Source organism: Photobacterium atrarenae (assembly GCF_024380015.1).
Taxonomy (GTDB): domain Bacteria; phylum Pseudomonadota; class Gammaproteobacteria; order Enterobacterales; family Vibrionaceae; genus Photobacterium; species Photobacterium atrarenae.
In genome coordinates this window covers 643,501-666,454 of record NZ_CP101509.1, presented here as the reverse complement: position 1 = coordinate 666,454, position 22,954 = coordinate 643,501, and the positions used below count along the sequence as shown (strand labels likewise).

The window sequence follows — 22,954 nt, the reverse complement described above, 5'->3', positions numbered from 1 at the left end:
GACATGTCCTGGAGACGTTGCTTGTCACGACGTACCCAAAGAATCTGTGCCCGGTAACAATATTAGATATGGGCAATTGCTATCATAAACACATTATGCATATGATTGCGTTGGGTATAGGTGCATTGAGTGAAATATTAACAGGATGAGATCGAACATAAACCGACCTGTACTCCGACAAGAAAAGGGGGATGTTCGCTCCAACAAGCAGAGCATCAGGATCATGAGCGTGCACTATTGAATCAATAAAACGAGTCACTTAGTGCAATTAGCACCTAAAAGAATGCTGTATTCCAACGAAATTAAGAACGAAATGTCAGCGATGGGCTATGAGCTTAGCCATAAAATCGGAGAGGGTGGCTTTGGCTCTGTCTATAAAGCGGAATATAAAAAAACAGGTCAAAGTGTCGCAATTAAGTTTCTGCACTTGGACCCAAAGTTGGATGAGAAGAAAAGGCAGCGAGAAATCGCCCGGTTTGAACGGGAGAGCCAATTTGTCAGTAAGTTTAATCATCCGAATATCGTCCGCTTGCTCGATAAAGGGAGCATAACCACACACAGTGTTTATAGCGTTTTTGAATATGTAGAAGGGATCTCGCTCAGCGAGTATCTGAAGTCTTATGGTGCACTGGATATCGAGCACGCACATACATTGATGTTGCAGGTGCTCGATGCGCTGGTTCATGCTCATCAATACGGGATTATTCACCGCGATATTAAACCGTCAAACATCATTCTCTCCCAGACTGGTGCCAAGTCCCATGTGAAGTTGCTCGATTTTGGCATTAGCACGCAGACATTCAGCCAAAGAACAGATGACTATCAAACACTCACATTAAACCAGGAAACATTAGGCACGCCGACTTACTGCACTCCTGAACAATTACGAGGGGAGCTGGTCACCTTCAGCTCTGATCTGTATATGTGGGGCTTGGTCTTCCTGGAGTGCCTGACGGGGGAGCCCGCAGTGAGCGGAGCGGGGATTGCGGAAATCTATTACCAACAACTGAGCGATGTGCCCATCCCGATTCCTCAGGCATTATTATCTCATCCGCTGGGAGAGCTATTACGGCGGGTGTTGCAAAAACGTGTCAGCGATCGGGTGGTTACAGCGCAAGATGTGTTCCGTCAGCTGGACAAGATGGTGGTTAGTAATCTCGTCGGGGCGATACAGCCCAAATCCGGGCAAGACAAGGTGCAGCATGACGATCAAACGATAGCATTACGTCAGGATGATTCCGACTATTTACCGGTTTTTAAAACGGTATCCACTCAAAAGAAACAGATAACGGCATTAGCCCTACGAATTGTGGCCAGGGGAGTTGATCCTAATTCCTCACAGGCTGATGTTGTGGAGACGGTTTTCAATGCCACGCGGAATCAGTGTGTTGATATCGCCAGACGTTATGGCGCCTTTCATGTCGGTAATCTGAGTGATTTAACCCTGCTCTATTTCGGTTATCCGGTAGCAAGCGATAATGATGCGCGGTTTGCCGCGCGGACTGCGTTGGAAATTATCAGCCTGGCCAACAAGCAACAGTCCCATCTTCAACATCACTATGGGTGCCGATTCAGGTTTCATCTGGCGATTCACAGTGATTTGTACTGGGTTCGGAACAATCAGGTTCCTGATGGATTTGCAAATCATATTGTGAGCGATTTATCGCGATTAGCGAGGGATAGGAGTATTCTTTGCTCCGGAGATAGCGAAATCCTGTTAAAGCCGTTTTATCAGTTGGAAAAGTCCCCCTTGGTTTCATCTGAAAATGAGGGGTGTTTTGAACTCAAGTCGGAACGGGTTCTGGAAGCGTTTGGATTTCTTCGTGGTGTGCGTAATCAACAGCATTTGATTGGTCGCGCGCACGAGCTGAAACAGTTGCGAGCGTTCATTGATGACAGCACAAAAAATGTGATTCATATTTATGGTGAAGCCGGCATCGGTAAAACCCGGTTTATTCAGGAGTTCCGTCAACTGGAGCTGAAACGCGCTCAGTTGATCTTTCAATGCTTGCCTGAGTATCAATCCAATGCGTTGTATCCGGTTTTAACGCTGATTAAGCACGTACTGTTGAAAAGTGCCGTCGCACCGGCCAGGCAACTGTCTGAATTGATGAGTAAAGGATCTTTCATTGGTCCTGCCAATGAAATAAAAACCATCCTTTTAGCATGGCTGAATATCGAATGCTCTGAAAAAGAAGCACTATCTAGTTTAGATCCGGCCATACAAAAATCACTGTTGTTTGAAGGATTGCTTTATCTTCTGTCACAAACGTGTCCACAAGAGGTGGTGTATATTTTTGAGGATATTCATTGGGCGGATTCAATTACGCTTGAGTTTATCGGATTTCTGAATGCTCAAAATATAACATGTGGCAGCAAGGTGATCACCACATCTCGTCAGTCGCTTCCCGATATATTGAAAAACAATCTGTTTAGCTCGATTGTATTACAGCAACTTCCGTTATCTGAAACATCTGAATTCATTGTTGCACTGTTCGATGGAGTGTCCGTTTCTCATGACGTGATGAATGTTCTGCTATCACGCACGGATGGTATTCCTCTATTTATTGAAGAGTTGGTATTTATGTTGAAACGCCACCAGATCACGCATGTTGATCAGGGGCAAGTTCGGTTTGTGGATCAAGAGCGGATCAACACGATACCATTAACACTACGAGAGTCGATTCAAAACAAAGTCGATGGGCTGAACTATGCGAAAGATACGTTGCAACTCGCGGCAACCATCGGTCGGGAGTTTGATTATCATTTGCTGATTGAGGCATCGCCGCTGAGTGATTTACAAATTCAACATGACTTGGAAGAAATGATTGAAAGTCAAATCATTATTCAACAGCGAAAAGTCGATGGTGACAGCTATCTATTTAAACATGCTTTGGTTTGGGAGATAAGTTACGACAGTATCCATTGGAAAACGCGGGAAGAATTGCATGAACTGGTGGCTGAAACCTTGATGAGCATCACCCCGCAGCCGGATCGGTTTGCGAGCCACCAAATCGCGCAGCATTTCCAAAACGCCGGTCAGGCTTTTAAAGCGAGCTGGTGGTATGAAAGTGCGGCAAGCAAAGCCTCTGCGATTTATGCTGTTGATGATGCGATCCAATTGTATCAAGACGCTTTGACGCTTTGCGGCGAATACGAAGCAGATCCGGAGCGGAATGAGTTATACCAACGAATATTGGAAGGCTACACCGCGAATCTGATCCGTAATGGTCAGCATATCAATGCCCGTGAACCACTTGCGAAGCTGATCGCGATGCTACATCAGACACGGGATTATCAAATGCTTGCGGAAACCCAACTGGCATTAGGCAAAACGTTTGAAGTGGTCCACCATCATGAGCAGGCGTTAGAGTACTATAGTGCTGCGCAACAATCTCTTTCGCTATGTGAGCATGCCTCGATCCCAACGCCATCGCCTTGGTGGAAAACCTGGCTGGAATTGAAAAGTGCAGAGCTATATGTCCATTACTGGCTGAGTAATCCGGAAAACATGCAGCACATTTTATCCGAAGTCGAGCCCGTCGCGCTGGAGATCGCTGATCACAGGCAACTGGCGAAATACTACGATAATGTTTTGCATTTATATCTACGGGATAAACGATATATTCTGGGCGAAACCGAGCTTGATGTCGCTAAAAAGGCACTGTATGCGTCTGAACAGTGTGGCGACCAGCTCATTCATGCAAACGCCCTTTTTGTACTGGGATTTTGTTATTGCCACATTCAGGAGAGTCAGTCGGCACAAGAGTATCTGATGGCGGCACTCGCGCTGGCTGAGACATATCAGGACAGAGTGTTACAGACCCGATGTTGTACCTATTTAACTGTCGCTTACAGGCTTATTGGAAATGTGAAGCGGACCCGAGAGTTCGCGTCCCGCTCGCTGCAATTGGCAGAAGAGACAACCATGGATGATTATGTTGCTGCGGCTTTGGCAAATTTGTCCTGGAGTTCCTATTCAGAAAATAACTTTCAACAATCGATTGATGAGCTGGATCAATGTCTGGAAAAATGGGGCGGATTAATTTCTCGCTATCCATTCCCATTCTTATGGTTATCACATCTGCATGCCATTGCGCTTTGTCAGGTTGATGAAATGTTTGCACATAAATACCTTCATCAGGTTCCAAATCTTGCCAAAAACCTTCTTGATGAGAGTCAAGCTAAACTGACGCCGGAAATTGATAAATGTCTTATTAGATTGTCAGAGACAGAAGAGGATTGCCAAAAAATTGGTATTTCTGATTTAATTGATATCGCAAGGACACAGCGTTTTATCTAAACCAAACAAAGGAAAGAATAATGTCAAACAATCAAGGCGAAAATAAATTGGATCACCAGGGAATCATGGAATCCATTAGCGATGTTTTTATCTTGCGTCCGAATGGAAAGATAGCGTACCTGCCCTATGATTTTTATACGGCTCCATCCCGTATTATTGAGTCGGTCCCTGTTGAAGGTGATATTCAACGGTTTTTCCTCGAGCAAGATGGGAAATATCCGTTTAATCTGTCCGGGCCAACCGTCACCAAAGTGATTGAGTGGAATCTGTCAGAAAATGAGCATCGGAATCAAGCCATTGTCTCTCAGATGAAAGAGAAACCTGAAACCGGGTATTTTCTGGATTTACGTCGAATCACGCTCAACCGGCTCGAGATGTTCCGGCCTTTAGGAGTGAACAGCCTTGCACCGGATCAACCGGTACAGCATGAGCGAGCGACGATTCAAGGTGGTTACCATCTGGTGCCCGAAGACAAGTTAGACCAATTGAAACAAGTACCGGAAAACGACAACCTATACATCGCTTTCTACCAGAACCCAGACCAATCACGCACCGTGGATGAGTTTTATAGCTATTGCGTCAGCTATATTTCAGCGAGCGAGCTGGACGATTGCGAATACAAGGCCGATGCCCCACGTTTCAAAGCGTACTCCGTAGATGACATCGTGGATGACATCGCGAATACGAAGAACCACCTGAAGCACTACTACGGGGATACCCGAGTCCAGTCAGGCGCATTAAATCCGATCGATATCGATATTATCAGGCCGTATTCGCCGGTGGGTGCAGCCTGCTATATTGCGAACCTGCAAACGTTTCAGGATAAAACCAATCAGAGTAAGTAAGTTCGACAAAGGAAGTTGTCAATGAAGTCTTATCGGATTGGCACGCACCGTACTGCCAACCCCGAGCAAACCTTAGAACGGATTCGTCCGTTCTTTGGTGCAATGGGGATCACCCGGCTTGCAAACGTCACAGGGCTTGATGATATCGGGATCCCGGTAGTGACGGCTTGCCGTCCCAATGCCAAAGCCGTTGCCGTATCACAGGGGAAAGGGGTATCGCTGGCAGCGGCCAAGGCTTCTGCTGCAATGGAAGCCATCGAAACCTATCATGCCGAGCATATCAACCTGCCGGTTCGGTTTATCAGTTACCGGGAGTTGGCGTTGCATCATGCTGTGGTTGATGTTGACCGATTGCCGAAGGTGGATGTACAGCCCTTTTGCCCGGATTCACGCCGACTCTGGATCGAAGGGCGTCAGCTCAATTCCGGCGCGTTTCAGTTTGTGCCGTATGATCTGGTGCATTGTGACTTCACCCTGCCGCTGCCGCCGGGAAGCGGTTGTTTTCAGCTCAGTACCAATGGGCTGGCTTCAGGAAATACCCTTGAAGAGGCGACCTGTCATGCGCTTTGTGAATTAATTGAGCGTGATGCCATGGCTTTATGGTCGCTGCTCCCTACAGAAGTGCAGGCCATGAGAAAAGTAGATTTGTCGACAGTGTCTGATCCGACGGTTCAGGCATTGCTTCAGCAAATCCATCAGGCTGACGTCATGGCCAGTGTCTGGGATGCCACGTCTGATATCGGAACCCCAACGTATATCTGCCTGATCATCAATGCCCAGGAAAGCCCGCACCGTCCCCTGTATGCCATGGCCGGCTCCGGTACCCATTCGGATAAGCGTGTTGCCTTGATGCGCGCGATCACAGAAGCGGTCCAAACCCGGCTCACCCTGATCTCTGGCTCACGCGATGATGTCAGTGTCAGCAAGTATGAATCCCGTCAGCGGCTGGACCAGCAACGATCGATTCGGGATGAATTGATGGCAGCCCCCGCTTATGTCGATTTTCATCAGCGCGAAAGCTGGGATAACGATACGTTTGCTGCGGATTTGCAGTTACTCTGCGCGCAACTGGCGCAGCATGGTTTGCCCGAGCCGGTTGTTGTTGATTTAACGAAACCTGAATTTAACATTCCCGTGGTGCGTGTGGTTGCGCCCGGCCTGGAAGGGCTACATGAAGTGCCGGGGTATCAGTTCGGGAAACGCGGGCAAGATTTAGCCAAACTATATCGGGGGGCAACCGTATGAGTCTGATTATTTTTGCCGGCCCTTCGATCTCAGCGGAGCAGATCACAGCGATCCTGCCCGATGCCGACGTCAGGCCTCCGGCTAAACAGGGGGATATCTATTTAGCCACGCAGGATAAGCCACAGGTGATTGCCCTGATAGACGGCTTTTTTGAGCGGATCCCCGCGGTTTGGCATAAAGAGATCCTCTATGCCATGTCGTTGGGCATTCATGTGTACGGCAGTTCAAGCATGGGCGCATTGAGAGCCGCAGAGCTGGATGTTTTCGGCATGGTCGGTATCGGAAAAATTTACCGGCAGTATACTTCCGGGGCGCTGGAAGATGATGATGAAGTGGCATTGATTCATGCGCCGGAACATCTGAACTACCAGCCGGTTTCCAGAGCGATGGTCGATTTGCGTGATGATCTGCAACGTGCCTGTGCCCATGAATTGCTGTCCCGATCACAAGCAGATGACATTGAGAGGCAACTGAAGGCACTCTGGTATCCCTATCGTACCTTATCGGCACTTGAACAATTTGCCGAGTCCGTGTTATCTGCTTGTCAGCTCGAAACTTTACATGCTTTCTTCAACGAGAGGACCGTCTCACTCAAGCATCAGGATGCATTGGAACTTGTTCAGACGTTAGCGGCGCTTGACTTACCGACACTCGCGGCCAAACAGGTCGATTATCAATTCTGTGAAAATGATGCGTGGCAAACCCTGGTGACTGACGTCGAGCGAGAGCAACAGTTTCAAGGAGTTGCGGGTTTGGATCCGGCAGTTTTGCTGAGTCCGGCATTTGAACAGTCAGCCAAGCTTAAAAGTGATGCTCTGGCGCACGCAAAACTGCTGGGGCTGAACGGTCAGCCGTGGATTCGCCCTGCATTTATGAAAGTCGCCGGACAATGGCATTGTGTAAAAGAAGACGGCCAGCCTGATTTTGAGCAAATCAGTTATCGTATCCATTTGCTGAATATGAAGGTCGAACAGTTTGATCAGTGGATTGAGTGCGAAGCGTTATTGATGGCCTATGTCGATCAGGTTCAGCGTGCGCAGGCCGATAGTCACCTCTGAAGTGGTCAATATGGACACGGCACACGAATAGGTGTGAGTTCACTTTGACGTTTCGGGCGACCTGCCTGGCTTTTATCCCCAAGTTTGTGATGGATTGAGCGAATGACGGATATTATTTTTCGGCCCATAGATATCTCGCGTGACTTTCAAACGTGCTATGACTTCAGGCGGGATTCCTACGTGTGTAGCTTTGGCACTGATGATGGGTATGCCCAGTCGGTGATTGGTTATCAAGCACGAATGAAGCAGCGGCTGGCTCACCCCGACTGGTTTTATATTCATATTTGGCAGGGGGCGCAGATTATTGGTCAACTGGAATTTCGGGCGTTTTCGGAAGTGGCCGGGTACGGCTATGTCCACCTGATTTATCTGATCCCTGCGTGCCGCGGGCAGGGTATTGCGGATATGGCGCAAGCCTTTATCGCAGAAACCCTGAAACGACAGGGATGCGAAGGGGTTTTGCTGTCAGTGAGTCGCACCAACACACGGGCGGTGAAGTACTATCAGCGCTGGGGCTGGCGTTATTTCAAGCCAAATCCAAAACATGCTACGACAGATTTTTTCCGGCGGGAATTTTCTGACAGAGTATGATGCCTGTATGGTGCAGCATGTTGATATAAAACGATGTTTTTATCTGCAAACCTTGGTAACCTGTGTCTATGACCAATCAGGGTTCAATACACATGTTAGGGAAGAGATTTCAACGAACACTGCTAGGATGTTTCATCACCGCAGGGCTGGTTTCCGGGGCGGTCAATGCGCAGCCGGTGGCCTGGGATACGCCGGGCACGCAGTGGTACAGTCAGCAATCTGAACATTTCACCGTCCATTTTGTCGATGGGCATCAGCAAAGCGCTGCCAAAGTTCTCGATATTGCCGAGCAGGTCCGACAGGATCAACTGCCGTATTTTCAGACCGCGCCGGGTGAGCGCACTGAAATTGTGATGGTCGATGATTTTGATGTCTCCAATGGCTGGGCAACACCGCTGCCGTTTGCGCAGATGCGTCTGTTCATGAGCCCGCCGGAAGACGGCGGCGATCTGGCAACTGGTGATGAATGGCTGCATATGCTAATCCGCCATGAATACGCTCATGTGATGCATATGGAGATGGCAGAAGGGGCGCCGGAAATCCTGCAGAATATTTTCGGCCGTCAGGGGTTGTTGTTCCCCCATGCGCTGACGCCGTCTATGCTGCTGGAAGGGCTGGCTGTGTATCTCGAGACCAATGAAACCTTAGGCTACGGTCGCCTGCAAAGCAGTCAGTATGCGATGAAAATGCGGATGGAAGTGGCGGGTGGTGAGCTGAAAGACTTAGATCAGGTTGTGGTAGCGGATCGAGAATGGCCACTTGGCTATCAATATCTCTATGGCGCTTATTTCGTTGAGTATCTCAATCAAACCTATGGTGAGCAGAAAGTGCAGCATTTTCTGCAGTATTACAGCCGTCAGTTAATCCCTTATTTCTTGCTCAATCGCACCGCCCGGACTTCGTTCGGGGTGAGTTTCGACACCCTGTGGCAAGACTTTCAGCAGCAGATGAAAACGCAGTTTTCGCCGCAGCTGGCTCAGCTCAGGCAGCAGGCCGTTACCGGACGGGATCTGCAATTGACGCCTTTCCTGCAGGTGGTCACCGCCAGCGACAACGGGCTGCTCGTCAATCGTAACAATGGTGACGACCGGCCTGAGATTATGCTGCATACCACGCCAGAGGGCGACTGGCAGGCGCTGACGGCCCGCTCGCAAATCACTGCTTTAGATGCCCATCCGCAGGGCGGATTACTGGCCTCCCGGCGGATCGATTATGCCGATGGCAGAAGCTATAACGATTTGTTTTTATATCGGGATGACAGCTGGCAGCAACTGACCGAACGCCAGCGCTTTCGAGAGATGCACTGGTTGCCGGACGGTGAACAGCTGATCGCCAGCCGCAAAGTGGCCGGGATCAGCGAGCTGTGGTTGCTCAATGCAGAAGCATCGTCCCCACAACCAAGCAGGATTTGGCGCGGTGAGCCGGAGACTGTGCTGGGCGCTTTTGATATCTCACCGGATGGCCGTGCGCTGGTGGCGGCGGTGAAACGGCCGTTGCAGGGCTGGAACCTGGAACGCTTCGATCTGACCACGCGACGCTGGGAAGCGCTGACCGATACCCGGGCCGCCGAGAATAGTCCGCGCTATCTGCCGGACGGCCGGGTGATGTTCAGCGCCGATTACGACGGGGTTTTCAATATCTATGTGCTGACACCGGACAGCGGTCAGGTCTCGCAATGGACCCGAGAAGTGGGCGGGGCGTTCCGGCCGGTGTGGCAGCCCGGACATGGTCTGGTCTATCAGGCTTACACGTCGGACGGCTATCAGCTGCGATACTTAACGGCACCGGCTGCGCTGTCTGAGTTTGCGATGGAGACGCAGCAAGGGCGGTATAACTATCCGCCGGCAGTGAGTGCGCCGGCCACCAAGAGTGAGGTTAGTGATTATTCCCCCTGGTCAACCCTACGTCCGCGAAACTGGCTGCCGGTGGTGGTGATTGATGATATGAAAACCCTGTTCGGGGCGCAGACGTTCGGTTCGGATGCGCTGGGCCGCCATACCTATCAGGTGCTGGCGGCGTGGGATGTCGATAATGAGCTGGGTGATCTCAATGTAACTTATCAGTATGACAACCGTTGGTTGCTCTCTTACAGTCGTAGCCACGATTTTGATGAGTTGACCCAGGGCGCACGCAGTGATGACCGGATCACCCGTGATGATGAGCTGTTGCTGCAACGCGACCATCTGGCCAATGCGTTTGAAGATCAGCTTAGCCTGCATGCCGGAGTGGTGCTGGACAAAGAGAAGCTGGTTTCCCAGCCGGACTTTGCCGGGCGGTTCCGCGACAGCAATGAAACCCTGACCGGCCTGGCGCTGACCTTTGATAACCGTGAGGCTTATCTCAATGTTCCCGGTGTGGGCTGGGGCCACTATCTGGATCTGGTGGCGGAAACCAATGACTTGCTCGACAGCGACTTTGAAGGCCAGAAGTATCAGGCACAGTGGCAGGGGACCTGGGATTTGCCGGGACGCACCACCTTAACCGCCCGGCTGGCGGCAGGCTATGCTGATGATGAGGCCAAGCGCTTCCGGCTCGGCGGTCAGGATCTGTTCGAAGAAGCCTATTTGTTCGGCCGGGATACCCAGGCGCTGCGTGGATATGACGACAGCGTGCAGGTGGGTCATCACTACGCGACTCAGCGTCTGACGTTGGAAACCTGGCTGGCCCGGGTTGAACGCAACTGGTCGCTGTATCCGGTGGGCTTGGGCGATCTCTCCGGCAATCTGTTTGTTGATTCAGGCGCGGCCTGGGACAGCGGCAGCAGCAAGAAGCAACTGACCGGTGTGGGTGCCGAACTCACGCTAGAAGCTAAACTTGGTTATCAGCTGACTTTGCCGGTCACCCTCGGCTATGCTCACGGGCTGGACAGCGACTTGGGCGAAGATAAGTGGTATTTCTCCATCGTGAGCCGCTTTTAACGGGAATTGTACGCAAGCGTAATCGGTTGTTTAACCAAAAGAACCCGCCAGCAGCCACTGGCGGGTTCTTTCGTTTCAGCTTCCTGGCGGCCAGCAGGAATCTGAAATTGGTTTATTTATGCACCCTGCCGGGCCGCAAACTGGGCGCGGGTCATGCCGAACAGCACGCGGTCATCAAAACCCTGCCCGACCTGGTAATAGCCCACTTGACGCCCTTCCTCAGTAAAGCCGTTTTTGATCAGTACCCGGGCTGAGCCGATGTTGTTGCCGTAGCAATCGGCGCAGACCTTGTGCGCGGCGAGTTGTTCAAAGGCAATTTGGGTCATTAGCTGGCATCCCCGGGTGGCGATACCCCGGCGCCAGGCATGCTCCGGCAGCTGGTAACCGACCTCAAAATTGCCCGTTAGCATCATCACCCGGGTGATGCCAAGCATGCCCATAAACTGATTGTTCTGATCGCGCAGGATAAATGTCGGGTGCTCCGGCCATTGCTCCCGGGCGATCGCATCGCGGGTATTTTCAATAATTGGGGCAAAGAAGCCCTCGTAAACTTCGGTCGGTGCCGGGGCGAAGAACAGGTATTGGTAGACCTTGGGGTTGCTCAGCATGTCGATGATCTCAGCTAAATCACTCTGGCGGATGAGCTGAATGGTGATGGTGTCGTCAAACAGACAGGGGAGTCCTTGTTGCAGGCGTGAATAATCCATAGCTTTTTTTACTTCTTTGTTCAGGTGATAGGGCCATCTTAGCGCGAACGCGGCTTGCTGGATTGAACAAAAGCGGCAGGTCACTCGTCCTCTATCCCAAAATCGCCATAAATATCGATGATCAGGTTTCGCGCATCCAAGTAGTGCCCGGGTGTGGCGCCGATGGCTCGCCTGAGCTGGCGGCTCAGGTGCGGCTGATCGCTAAAGCCGAAGCGGGCAGCAATATCGGTCCAGTCAGGGGGGTGGTCCGGATGCCGGTACAGATAGAGAAACAGCTCATCGAGCCGTTGCATCATCAGATATTGTTTCATCGTCAGTCCGGTGACCCGGATAAAGGCTCTTTCCAAAGTGCGTTGTGAGCACCCGAGCATCTGCGCCAATTCGCAACTGGGGCGAGACTCATCCCTATGATCGATTGTTGGCACCAGCAGTCGCAGCGCCTGTTGTACCAGCCGACTGTGTCTGTCATCGGGTGAGCCCGTTAGCAGGGCGGTGAAATGGCGATCCAGCTCAGCGACCACTGCTTCGGGATGATCCCGCTGGCTGAGTAGTTCGCTGAGTGTTTCGGGTTGGATCAGCGCATCCAGCGCAGGATATTTCGTCGCCGGTTGGCCGATGATCTGGTTGGTTTGCGCTTTGCCGTTCAGGCCCATGAGCCGGTATTGCGCCCCGGGCTGAAACTTGACGCCGAGCCGTAACACTTGCGGATTGTCCCGGATTGTTAGCGCCTGGGTGAAAGGCGTCAGCAGATGCGGTCCGACAACCGTACTGTCCTGCCCCCCATCTTGTCCGGGCAGCTGGTAATGGTGTATCTCTGCAGGCGGGGTCAGGATCAGGTGACAGCTGGGATTGGGGATCAGCAGGGGCTGGGGCCGATCCGCATCATCGTGGCAATATTCCAGCAGCCAGTAGCTGTCGATGAGGGGAGCCAGTGCCGGGTTGGCGGGTGGGTGTTTCCAGGTGTTCATAAGCGCTGTCGATAAGCCAGGCAAAAAAGCGATTGTATTATTTCACATGGATTCAAAAATCCCCAAGGCAGCTGACGAATATGATCCGCCGCTGCCTGTTTATACCGTTTCAGTTGAGGAATTTTCAGTGATATGGTTCAAAAATGATTGTTATATCCAGGATATGGTCGCTGTGAACATGGTTAGATAGCAGCATATCAATGCAATATCATACGGAGAAGGAGCAGGTTATGGCCTGGACAGGCATCATTATTGTCGCCATTGTGTTTATTTCAATCATGTTTAAACGCTATCTGGATCATCAACTTAAAATTAAGGCGCTGGAAAGTGAGCACCAAACCCGGTCATTGGGTGAGATGAAACAAGAAATGAAGGCGTTGAAGGAACGGGTTGAGGTGCTGGAGAAAATCGTGACCGACAGCGGCTATCAGCTTAACAATGAAATCAACCGGTTGTAGTCATGAGAGTGGCACTATCCGCAAGCATGATTGAGTCGATTAAAAAAGCCGCTTGAAAATTCAAACGGCTTTGAACTGCTTTGTCGGATGTTTGGCGGAAATTAGTGGCCGCTATGATCCATAGCGTGCTTGTTGTTTTGCTGTTTCGGCTGAAACGTTGCTTCTTCAACCGCCACTTCCACGTCTACTTTGCCGGCTTTGGCAAAATACAGGGTCAGCGGGAAGCGATCGCCCAGCGCCGGAACCTGCTTCAGCTCGAAGAACATGATGTGATAGCTGCCCGGCTTCAGCGTGCGGGTTCCCTGCGCCGGAACGTCAATGCTTTCCACTTCACGCATTTTCATCATCCCGTCTTCGTGGATATGGGCATGCAGCTCGGTTTTACCGGCAATCGGGGATTCGGCTTTGATCAGTGTATCGGCTTCGTGGCCATGGTTTTGGATATCAAAGAATGCTGCAGCAACCTTGGATGTCGGCGGCACCTGTTTCGACCACGGGTGGTCAATGTGCAGATTGCCGCCTTGGTAATCGTGCGCATTGGCCAGTGTGCTCAGCAAAAGCGTACTTCCCAAAAAAAGGTTGATTAGTTTTTTCATTATTTTCTCCTTGCTGCCACGGGGGTTGTCGATGGCTCTCCCGGGGCAGTGTGGTTCCCATATTGCCAAGTCTGGACTTGGCTTTAGACATCATTATTTTCAATTGTTTAGACCATCAAGTGGTGATGATGCCGAACGGGGGGAGAGTGTTTGGGTGCGTAGTTGAAATAGATCCGCTCAAGGACCCGGTTGCAGTTGAACAGTCGAACCGGGTAAAAACAAAACAGCAGGGCAAGCAGGAAAAATCCGGCCGCCAGCGGCGCGTGTTCAAGGACTGGCGGCAGCTTGAGGATCGGGCAATGAAACTTGAGGGCGTGCGGCGTCTCGTTGGCAGTGGCTTCTTGTGAGTTTTGAATCCGAAGCTCACTGACGGCAACCCACTTCAGGCCTTCGCTGGTGCAGATCAGCACCTTCTCACCGGTCAGCCAGTTACCATTCCCCTGGTAATGTGCCGGATTGAGGACCACGATGGCCGACAGAAACTGGGTTAACAGGATCGACAACAGGGTCAGGGCAATGACCCCTTGCTGCACCATCCTGTTCCGACTGAGCTTCTGCATGAACTTGAGAGTAAGTAACTGAAAGAGCGCGCATCTTACCAAGTTAGTGATAAGTCTGTAACCTATGATGTATCGACTTTGTGATGACTTTGAGACCCCCGTAACGAAAGTCTTCAGGCATCGCCACTGATCACAATGATCCGCTCGCCTTTGCCGACCGGTACTAGCGCCTGGGTGACGGCTGGCTCTGCCTGAATGAGCGCAGTGAATGCGGCCAGCTCTTCGGCGTGGGAGATGGCGTTGTCAACAATGATGGTGCCGCAAGGCACCAGGACTTTTTTCAGTAGCGGCCACCAGTCGGTGTACTGACTGCGATCGGCATCGAGAAAAATCAGGTCGAATTGCGGGGTGTGGTGATCGGCCAGAAAATCTTCAGCGTGGGTAGTCAGTAAGCTGACCCGATCCAGATAGCCGGCCTGGGCCAGGTTTTCAGTCGCCAGGCGGGTTTTCTCGGCGGTAATATCAAGTGTGGTGATCCGACCGTTGCTGCCCACGGCATCGGCCAGCCAGACAGTGGAATAGCCGTTGGAGGTGCCGATCTCCAGCACGTTGCGGGCGCGGGTGGCCTGGATCATGGCCGCCAGAAATTCCCCGGTGTCTTTGGTGATGTTGAGCATCTTTTCGCTTTTGTTGCTGGCTTTACGATCATTGGCCTGGCCAAAAGCCAGCAGGGTATCCAGCAGTTGTGCCGTGTCTGGATTCATAAGGTCTCCTTAGGGGATACGTCCCAGGTTCATGAAGATGATATAGGTGCCCAGTAGCAACAAAGCGCAGAAAAAGATCCGCTGAAACAGGACCACGGAGATGCGCTTTCGGATCATGCCGCCGATGGCCATGCCGGCAAAAGCCGGAACCAGTGCCGCCACCGATAAGCCGCCGGCCGAGACGGTCAGCAGGCCCTGCCAAATCAGTCCCAGGCTCAGGCCGACGGAAGAGAGGGTGAACAGAATGCCCATCGCTTGGATCAGCTGATCGCGAGACAGGCCGATAGATTGCAGGTAAAACACACCAGGCACCGCTGATGAGCCGGTCAGGCCGGTGAAGACACCGTTGAGAGTGCCCATGGCAACGCCGTAGCCCGGCTCCCACTGTGGTTGCACCGAGAGCTGAAATTTCAGCAGGCCGGTGAGGGCGTAGATGGTCAGCAATCCGCCCAGCACCAGAGCCATCAGATGGCGGTCAACCATCAGGGCCAGGGTGAGCCCGGCGGCAATGGCCAGGGTGGCAGCGAGGAAAAATTGCCAGTGATTGCGGCAGAGCTGGCGGCCTTCACGGCCGGAAACAGCTTGCACGATGTTGGTGAGAAAAGCCGGTAGGGCGACCAGGACCATGGCCTGATGAATGCCGATCAGGGCGGTGAGTACTCCAAGTACGACAGGCGGCAGGCCGAGGCCGACCACCCCTTTCACCAGGCCGGCCAGCAGAAAAACAGCCATGATGAGGGCTGCGGTGGCGAAATCATATTCCATTGGCAATCTATCCTTTAATCCGTGTGGCCGTATGTAACGCTGTTAGCCGGAACGTCGGTAGCGGCGCTCCGGCCTGCCGACGCTGCCGTAGGCAACTTCGGCACATAACTCATCCGTGCTGACCATATATTCCAGATAGCGCCTGGCGGTGGTCCGGCTGGCGCCGATTGCCTGGCCCACTTGCTCGGCATTGAGCGACCGACTGGGGGCCTCCAGAACGGTGCGGATCTTATCCAGGGTCAGGGCATCAATCCCCTTAGGCAGCCGCGGCGCAGTGATCGGCTTCGCGTCATGGGTTCCCGGCTGAAGCAGGCCATCCACTTCGCTCTGGATCAGGGAGTCCATCTCTGCCAGTTTGCTCAGATGTGCCGCATAATGCTCGAGGGAGGATTTCAACCGCTCAAATACCACAGGCTTCAGAATATAGTCGAAAATACCATTATGCATCGCGGTGCGCAGCGTGTCGACTTCCTTGGCGGCCGTGATCAGGATGACATCGGTATGGGTACTCTCAGCCCGCAATTCACGCAGCAGCTCCAGGCCGGTTCCGGTCGGGAACTGGTTGTCCAGCAGTAGCAGCTGCGGCTGAAGGACTTCCAGCAGATCGCGGGCATCATCCAGGCTATGGGCGATCCCGATCACCTCAAAGCCATCGATTTTCTCAATGAAGCGTCGCTGGATCTCAGCGATTTTCTGATCATCTTCGGCAATCACGATGCTAATCGGTGTGGTCATTGGGGATCCTCATTTCCTTGCTTGGTCTGAGCATGCCAGACGTGTTTCGGCAGATAAACGGTAAACCGGCTACCGCTGCAATGCTGCAGGCGACCAGCTTCGTCAGGCTCGCCGGGTTCGACGGTGATCAGTCCGCCCAGGTGAGTGACCTGGCTGCGAACCAGATCCAGGCCGATACCGTGGCCATCCTGGCCTTTGGTGGTGTAGCCGCGGGTGAATATTTTGTCCGCTTGCTGCGGAGTCAGTCCGGCGCCCTGATCATTGACTTCGAAAATCAGTTCTTTGCCGTAATCCGAGAAGCACAGCGTTACGGTGCCGCCCTGGCCGTGATGGTTCAGCGTTGCTTCCAGAGCATTATCGATCAGGTTGCCGAGAATGCTGACCAGCTGCTCGCGCGGCAATTGCTCAGGTAGATCTGACATCTGGCTGTTTTCATCAATCGTCAGATCCAGCCCCAGTTCTTTGGCCCGGTTATATTTGCCCAGCAGGCAGCCGGCCAGTACGCTGTCTGAGGTCACGCCCATCAGTTGCTGGATAAACGCCTGGTGGCTGATGGTTTCCTGGCCGATCACCGCCAGCGCTTCAGCTTTGGCATCAATCTGGATCAGGCCGGCAATGGTGTGAAGCTTGTTGTTGTACTCGTGGGCCTGGCTGCGCAGAGTTTCGGCATACTGCCTGATCCGGGTCAGCTTGCGGCTGACCAGATCCACTTCATCTTTCAACCGGAAACTCGAGACCACGCCGGTGACTTCACCGTCCTGTAGCAGCGGGATCCGGTTGACGATCAGGTTGTGATCATGGAGCCAGATATCATGGTCGAAATGTGGCTGGCCCTGTGCCAGCACTTCTTCCATGCCGGTGTCGGGCAGCACTTCGGTGATATGGCGACCGATGTAGATACGATCTTCAGGGAGCTCCAGGGTTTTGATGGCAGCATGGTTAAAGGTGGTGATGTGACCGGACTGGTTGATGGCGACAATGCCTTCGCGTACGGTTTCCAGAGTTGCGTTGCGCTCCTGGAACATTCGGGCAATTTGTTCGGGCTCTAAGTTAAAAATGGCTTTGCGAAAGTGATTGGCAAACCAAATCGCGGTGCCGACGCTGAACAGGAACGCGGCCCCAATCGCCAGGAGCATTGAACCAGTGTGATGGCCAACGATGACTTCGACAGCATCGAGCAGATAGCCGACTGAAACAATGCCGACAATGGTGCTGCCGTCACGGCTGAAAATGGGGGCTTTGCCGCGCACTGACCAGCCGACGCTGCCGAGGGCTTCTGAGACATAGGCCCGGCCGTGTATCAGGGCTGGTTCATTGGTGTCACCTTCATCATCGGCCATAGGGCGGCCAATACGTGCGGGAAGTGGGTGGGCGAGGCGAATGCCCTGAGCGTCACCGAACACCACGAAACGGGCTTCGGCCGCTCGGGCCAGTTTTTGGCTCAGGGGTTGCAAAAATGTTGTGTTCTTTTCGGTGACGGCGTCAATCACATCCGGCGTGGCGGCAATGGCCATCGCAACCCGCATCGCTTGTTGACCGATCTGCTCATTGAGCACTTTATCGAGATAATTGATCGCAAAATAGCCGAGCGCACCGGTCTGAAGAATCGCAATGGCCCCTAAGATCAAGATCATACGGGGTTTTAGTCGCAAGCGGCGCAATGACAGAAATGGATGCATCGTGTTGGTGAGCTCCTTTCACCCTCGGTCTTATCATGGCAACAGTTTACCTTTGTTGCTTTTTTCTTGCAGTGAACAATATGAACAAAACTGCCAGAATGCACCTTATTCACACTATTTTTACAATCTTTTAAACTTTTGTGGTGCCCATTACAGTTCTTCATGAAGGAACCCATAACCATTTCATGAGGAAACCCTATGCTTACTCAGTTCATGTCCAGTAAACGTGTTTCGGTGCTCGCGGCAGTGATGGCATCGGCTATCAGTTTTGGCGCGCAGGCGACTGTGGAATCTGTTCACTTCCTGGTACCGGGTGGTGCCGGCGGTGGCTGGGACAGCACCGCGCGTGGGATTGGCGAAGCGTTGTCCAAATCTGAGCTGGTGGAGAACGTCTCTTATGAAAACATGTCCGGTGGTGGCGGCGGTAAAGCCATTGCTTATCTGATCAAAACGGCCGAACAGTCTCAAGACACCCTGATGGTCAACTCAACCCCGATTGTGATCCGCTCTCTTGCCAAAGTTTTTCCACAATCGTTCCGTGACTTGACGCCAATTGCTGCCACGATTGGTGATTATGCCGCTTTTGTCGTGCCGAAAGATTCGAAATACCAGAGCTTTACCCAACTGGCCGAGGATTACAAAAAGAATCCGCGTTCAGTCTCGGTAGCGGGTGGCTCGGCGCGCGGCAGTATGGATCACCTGGTGGCCGCGCTGGCATTCAAAGCCGCCGGTGGTGACCCGCGCCGGGTGAAATACTTAGCCTATGACGCCGGCGGCAAGGCGATGGCGGGTCTGCTGTCAGGTGAGACTCAGGTGCTGTCGACCGGTTTGAGTGAAGCGCTGACCCTGGCAGAAGCAGGCGAGGTTCGGATCCTGGCAATGACGGGTGACAAGCGCTCGACTGCTGCCCCGGATGTACCGACCCTGCAAGAGTTGGGCTACGACGCAACGTTCGTCAACTGGCGTGGGTTCTTCGGCTCTCCGGAAATCAGCGATGAACAAGCGGCGGAGTATGCCGAAGTCCTCAAGAAAATGTATGAGACTGATGCCTGGGCTACCGTTCGTGATCGCTATGGCTGGACTGAAATCTACAAGCCGGGCGCAGAATTTGAAGCCTTCCTCGAGCAACAGGAAAAAGAGATCGGCGGCCTGATGAAAGAGCTTGGCTTTCTGAACTAGTCCTTTACAAGCCCTTTACAGCGCAGTGACACCCTGTGCCCGTCCTGCGTTTTTTTCAATTCTTATCATACCAGCCTGCATCAATGCCTGATCCGGATGCAGGTTGGTATCAGTCATATGAGGGATCACCCATGACGGTTACCAAAGATCATATCGGTGGTTTGATATTTTTATGTTTTTCCGTCGCTTACGGCTACTACACCAGCCAGATTGTGCTGTTTCCCGGCGATGAGTTCGAACCGTTTCACGCCAGAACTTTGCCGGCCGCCCTGGCGGCCCTCGGGATCCTGTTCTCGGTCTGTCAGTTGATCACCGCCAGTAAGGCCCGTGAAGACCGTCTGTCGCTTAGTGGTTATGATTTTCTCCTGGTCGGTAAATTGTTGCTGCTGATGGTGGGGTTTGCGTTCTCGCTGGAATGGCTCGGCTTTCTGATTTCCACAGCATTGTTTCTGTGCGGCGGCTATTGGTTGCTCGGCGAGCGTCGGCCCAAAATACTGTTGCTGGCATCGGTGCCTTTTGCCGTCGGGTTCTGGTTTGTACTGACTCAGTTGCTGGATATTTATCTTGCACCCGGGCGGATGTTGACGGCTGTCATCGGAGGATAAGCGATGTTTGATGGAATTTTATCAGGGCTGAGCACCGCCGTGATGCCCTTTAACTTGTTGATGGTGATTGTCGGCTGTTTTGCCGGAACCTTCATCGGGATGCTGCCCGGGTTGGGGCCAATTTCGGCGATTGCCCTGATGATCCCGATCACTTACGGTCTGGATCCGTCATCGGGGATCATCCTGATGGCCGGGGTGTACTACGGCGCGATTTTCGGTGGCTCGACGTCGTCGATCCTGATCAATGCGCCAGGCTGTGCCAGTACCGTGGTTACCGCGTTTGATGGCTATCCGCTGGCGCAGCAGAAACAAGCCGGCAAAGCGCTGGCGCTGGCGGCGTACTCTTCATTTACCGGCGGAACGATCGGGGCGATTGTGTTGCTGTTTGCGGCTCCGGCGCTGGCGAAAGTCTCGCTCAGTTTCCAGTCGAGTGACTATTTTGCCCTGATGGTGCTGGGCCTGACTGCGGTCGCGGCATTTTCCGGCAAAGGTCAGGTGCTCAAGGCGTTGATGATGACGGTCTTCGGCCTGATGATTGCTACGGTCGGGATCGATGTGATGTCCGGCAGCCCGCGCTTTACATTCGGCAATGTCGATTTGATTGACGGGATCAGTTTCCTGCTGCTGGCGATGGCAACCTTTGCCCTGACCGAAGTGGTGATGACGGTGCTGCGGAGCGAGCATAAGGAAAAAGAGCCGCAAATGGACATGGCGTCGCTGGGCAGCATGAAGCTGAGCAAAGATGAAGTGAAGCATGTGGCGCCGACCGTGACCCGCTCCTCGTTCTTTGGGTTCCTGGTGGGGGTGCTGCCGGGTGCCGGGGCGACGATTGCTTCGTTCCTCAGCTACGGCATGGAGCGGAATCTGGCGCCGAAGGCGGTCAAAGAAAAGTTCGGCAAAGGTGCGCTGCGAGGCCTGGCGGCACCGGAGTCGGCCAATAACGCCGCCTCGACCGGTTCGTTTGTGCCGTTGCTGACCTTGGGGATCCCGGGCTCCGGCACTACGGCAATCATGCTGGGGGCGCTGATTGCGTATGGTATCCAGCCGGGTCCGAGGCTGTTTGTCGATAACCCGGATGTGTTCTGGTCGGTGATCATCTCGATGTACTTCGGCAATATTGTGTTGTTGATCCTCAATCTGCCGTTGATCCCGTACATCTCTCGGTTGTTGGTGATCCCGCGTCCAATCCTGATCCCGCTGATCCTGTTCTTTTCGATCACCGGGGTGTACCTGGTCAGTTTCAACGCCTTTGATATTCAGATGATGGTGATCATTACCGTGATTGCGACGTTCCTGAAGTTGCTGAACTTCCCGATGGCCCCGATGCTGCTAGGCTTTATTCTCGGCGATATCATGGAGAAAAACCTAAGCCGCTCCCTGACGCTGTCGGATGGGAGCTACGCCTTCCTGTGGGAACGTCCGCTGACCCTGAGCATCATGGTTCTGGCGGTCCTGGCGCTGTTGTTGCCGATCTTCACGGCAGTGCTGGAGAAGCGCAAAACGGCAAAGTCAGCTCAGCCTCGTGCTGCGGAGACTGCTGCTCAGGATTAGGCGGTCAGTCCACCCGTTTGGATTTGCGTTCGCCCCCGGATCATCATTTCTCGGATCCGGGGGCTTTTTTCGACTGTTTTTCCTTTGTTTCTCGCCCGTTTTTTCTTCTTTCCCCGGGTTACTTTGCCTCTGTTGAGCTTGCGTTTTGTGCCCTGTCATTCGTTGCTCCGGTGTCCAGCGTTTCAACCGCCAGCCCGGCGGCTTTCCAGTCCGGATACCCTTCCTTTAATCGAAGCGCAGTGCGGCCCTGCTTGGACAGGATTTCAACAGCATCGACCGACAACAGGCAGTATGGCCCGCGACAGTAGGCAATCACGGTTTGATCCGATGGCAGCTCTGCAAAGCGTGCCGCCAGTTGAGCGATGGGAATATTGACCGCGCCCGGAATATGGCCCAGGGCGAACTCTTCCTGCGGCCGGACATCGAGCAGGGTGACACTGGCTTCGTGCATCCGACTGAGCAGCTCGTCGCGGGAAATGGCTTCCAGGGTGTCCGGGTGCTGGTAGCTGTCGGCGATGAGCCGCTGGACTTCGGCGCGGTTGTGCTCGGCGCACTGGCGCAACGCGCTCAGCAGTGGCTCTATCGGTCCGCTGCCCAGGCGGTAATAAACTTGCTTGCCTTCACGTCGGGTGGTAACAAATCCGGCCCGTTTCAGGTGTTGTAAATGCTGTGAAGTGTTGGCCACGGATAAACCACTCAATATGGCCAGCCGATCGACCGGGCGTTCGCCCTGGGCAATATGTTCCAGCAACGTTAGCCGATGCGCATTCCCCAGGCAGCGGGCTAGCTCGGCCAGTTCCGTGAAGATTTGTGCTTGAGGGTTGTCGGGAAGACTTGACATAAAACAGCCACTTAATCATCATTCAATAATTCAATTGAATGTTATTTTAACAGGTGTGCTGACGAGCGTCGAGTGGTTGCCGGGCTGTAGAAGTGCAGACGGACGTTGGTCATCAAGGTAAAGTGAGCGATGGAGGAAATCGCAATGATCGATTTAGTGCAATGGGTTGGAAGTTCGGTGTTGATTGGTGCCGGGGCGACGCTGGTGATGGATGGCTGGGCGTGGTTGCAGCGTCGCCTGTGGCAGATCCCGTCACTCAATTATTCGATGGTGGGGCGCTGGCTGGGTCATCTTCCCAAGGGACAACTGGTCCATCAGGGGATAGCCAATTCAGCGCCAATTCCCGGTGAAACGGTGATTGGCTGGGTCGCACACTACCTGATTGGGATGGTGTTTGCTGCGGGTCTGCTGATGGTGGTCGGACAGGAATGGGCGCTGAGTCCGACCTTACTGCCCGCGTTGCTGACCGGGGTGATCACGGTGCTGGCACCGTATTTGATTCTTCAGCCCGGGATGGGCGCCGGGATTGCAGCATCGAAAACGCCCAACCCGAACCTGATGCGCTTTCGCAGCCTGGTAGCACACATCTCTTACGGGGTTGGCCTGTATATTGCTGCGGTGATGGTGAGTAGGATGTGGGGCTAGC

20 protein-coding genes are annotated in these 22,954 nt (G+C 53.1%); 11 read left to right on the top strand and 9 right to left on the bottom strand.

Features of this window, described 5'->3' with window-relative positions:
• Nucleotides 1-262: 262 nt before the first annotated feature.
• The 6 genes from NNL38_RS19145 (at nt 263) to NNL38_RS19120 (ending at nt 10,960) form a co-directional block, all read left to right on the top strand.
• Nucleotides 263-4,303, top strand: coding sequence for a protein kinase domain-containing protein (locus tag NNL38_RS19145; RefSeq protein ID WP_255392040.1), 4,041 nt, complete (start codon nt 263-265; stop codon nt 4,301-4,303).
• Nucleotides 4,304-4,323: 20 nt separating this feature from the next.
• Entirely contained in the window at nt 4,324-5,148 is an 825-nt protein-coding gene (locus NNL38_RS19140) for a hypothetical protein (RefSeq protein ID WP_255392039.1), read from the top strand.
• A 21-nt stretch (nt 5,149-5,169) separates the two neighbouring features.
• Nucleotides 5,170-6,393, top strand: coding sequence for a YcaO-like family protein (locus NNL38_RS19135; protein WP_255392038.1), 1,224 nt, complete (start codon nt 5,170-5,172; stop codon nt 6,391-6,393).
• Nucleotides 6,390-7,451, top strand: coding sequence for a TfuA-like protein (locus NNL38_RS19130; RefSeq protein ID WP_255392037.1), 1,062 nt, complete (start codon nt 6,390-6,392; stop codon nt 7,449-7,451). Before NNL38_RS19135 ends, NNL38_RS19130 begins: the two co-directional genes overlap by 4 nt.
• Before the next feature lie 102 nt (nt 7,452-7,553).
• On the top strand, nt 7,554-8,042 hold the full coding sequence (locus NNL38_RS19125; protein WP_255392036.1) for a GNAT family N-acetyltransferase: 489 nt from the start codon (nt 7,554-7,556) through the stop codon (nt 8,040-8,042).
• Nucleotides 8,043-8,134: 92 nt separating this feature from the next.
• Nucleotides 8,135-10,960, top strand: a complete 2,826-nt coding sequence (locus NNL38_RS19120) for a hypothetical protein (RefSeq protein ID WP_255392035.1) — start codon at nt 8,135-8,137, stop codon at nt 10,958-10,960.
• Nucleotides 10,961-11,076: 116 nt separating this feature from the next.
• Here NNL38_RS19120 and NNL38_RS19115 read toward each other — a convergent pair whose 3' ends face one another.
• A complete protein-coding gene (locus NNL38_RS19115; RefSeq protein WP_255392034.1) occupies nt 11,077-11,667 on the bottom strand; it encodes a GNAT family N-acetyltransferase in 591 nt (196 codons plus the stop codon).
• A gap of 80 nt (nt 11,668-11,747) precedes the next feature.
• On the bottom strand, nt 11,748-12,635 hold the full coding sequence (locus NNL38_RS19110; protein ID WP_255392033.1) for a helix-turn-helix domain-containing protein: 888 nt from the start codon (nt 12,633-12,635) through the stop codon (nt 11,748-11,750).
• 230 nt (nt 12,636-12,865) lie between these two features.
• Here NNL38_RS19110 and NNL38_RS19105 point away from each other — a divergent pair, with 230 nt between their 5' ends.
• The gene (locus tag NNL38_RS19105) at nt 12,866-13,093 is read left to right on the top strand and encodes a hypothetical protein (RefSeq protein WP_255392031.1); all 228 of its coding nucleotides are present in this window, start codon (nt 12,866-12,868) and stop codon (nt 13,091-13,093) included.
• Between the two features lie 101 nt (nt 13,094-13,194).
• Here the strand turns inward: NNL38_RS19105 and NNL38_RS19100 are convergent, their stop codons facing one another.
• The 6 genes from NNL38_RS19100 to NNL38_RS19075 all read right to left on the bottom strand — a co-directional run bounded on the left by NNL38_RS19100 (nt 13,195) and on the right by NNL38_RS19075 (nt 18,132).
• Nucleotides 13,195-13,689, bottom strand: a complete 495-nt coding sequence (locus NNL38_RS19100; RefSeq protein ID WP_255392030.1) for a copper chaperone PCu(A)C — start codon at nt 13,687-13,689, stop codon at nt 13,195-13,197.
• Between the two features lie 107 nt (nt 13,690-13,796).
• A complete protein-coding gene (locus NNL38_RS19095) occupies nt 13,797-14,225 on the bottom strand; it encodes a hypothetical protein (protein WP_255392029.1) in 429 nt (142 codons plus the stop codon).
• 137 nt (nt 14,226-14,362) lie between these two features.
• Entirely contained in the window at nt 14,363-14,953 is a 591-nt protein-coding gene (locus tag NNL38_RS19090; RefSeq protein ID WP_255392028.1) for an O-methyltransferase, read from the bottom strand.
• A gap of 9 nt (nt 14,954-14,962) precedes the next feature.
• Nucleotides 14,963-15,718 carry a sulfite exporter TauE/SafE family protein gene (locus NNL38_RS19085; RefSeq protein ID WP_255392027.1) on the bottom strand — a complete coding sequence of 252 codons (756 nt, stop codon included), beginning with the start codon at nt 15,716-15,718 and terminating at the stop codon, nt 14,963-14,965.
• Nucleotides 15,719-15,760: 42 nt separating this feature from the next.
• Nucleotides 15,761-16,453 (bottom strand): response regulator, encoded by a 693-nt coding sequence (locus tag NNL38_RS19080; RefSeq protein ID WP_255392026.1) that lies wholly within the window; start codon nt 16,451-16,453, stop codon nt 15,761-15,763.
• Nucleotides 16,450-18,132, bottom strand: a complete 1,683-nt coding sequence (locus NNL38_RS19075; protein ID WP_255392025.1) for an ATP-binding protein — start codon at nt 18,130-18,132, stop codon at nt 16,450-16,452. The genes NNL38_RS19080 and NNL38_RS19075 overlap by 4 nt, the downstream gene beginning before the upstream one ends.
• Nucleotides 18,133-18,330: 198 nt before the next feature.
• Between NNL38_RS19075 and NNL38_RS19070 the strand changes: the two genes are divergently transcribed.
• The 3 genes from NNL38_RS19070 (at nt 18,331) to NNL38_RS19060 (ending at nt 21,467) form a co-directional block, all read left to right on the top strand.
• A complete protein-coding gene (locus NNL38_RS19070) occupies nt 18,331-19,311 on the top strand; it encodes a tripartite tricarboxylate transporter substrate binding protein (RefSeq protein ID WP_255392024.1) in 981 nt (326 codons plus the stop codon).
• Nucleotides 19,312-19,442: 131 nt separating this feature from the next.
• Entirely contained in the window at nt 19,443-19,916 is a 474-nt protein-coding gene (locus tag NNL38_RS19065) for a tripartite tricarboxylate transporter TctB family protein (RefSeq protein WP_255392023.1), read from the top strand.
• 3 nt (nt 19,917-19,919) lie between these two features.
• Complete coding sequence (locus NNL38_RS19060; protein ID WP_255392022.1) at nt 19,920-21,467, top strand: tripartite tricarboxylate transporter permease; 1,548 nt, start codon at nt 19,920-19,922, stop codon at nt 21,465-21,467.
• A 118-nt stretch (nt 21,468-21,585) separates the two neighbouring features.
• Here NNL38_RS19060 and NNL38_RS19055 read toward each other — a convergent pair whose 3' ends face one another.
• Entirely contained in the window at nt 21,586-22,308 is a 723-nt protein-coding gene (locus NNL38_RS19055; protein WP_255392021.1) for an ArsR/SmtB family transcription factor, read from the bottom strand.
• A gap of 144 nt (nt 22,309-22,452) precedes the next feature.
• On the opposite strand from NNL38_RS19055, the gene NNL38_RS19050 reads away from it, so the two are divergent.
• Nucleotides 22,453-22,953, top strand: coding sequence for a DUF2938 domain-containing protein (locus NNL38_RS19050; RefSeq protein ID WP_255392020.1), 501 nt, complete (start codon nt 22,453-22,455; stop codon nt 22,951-22,953).
• Nucleotide 22,954: the final 1 nt, after the last annotated feature.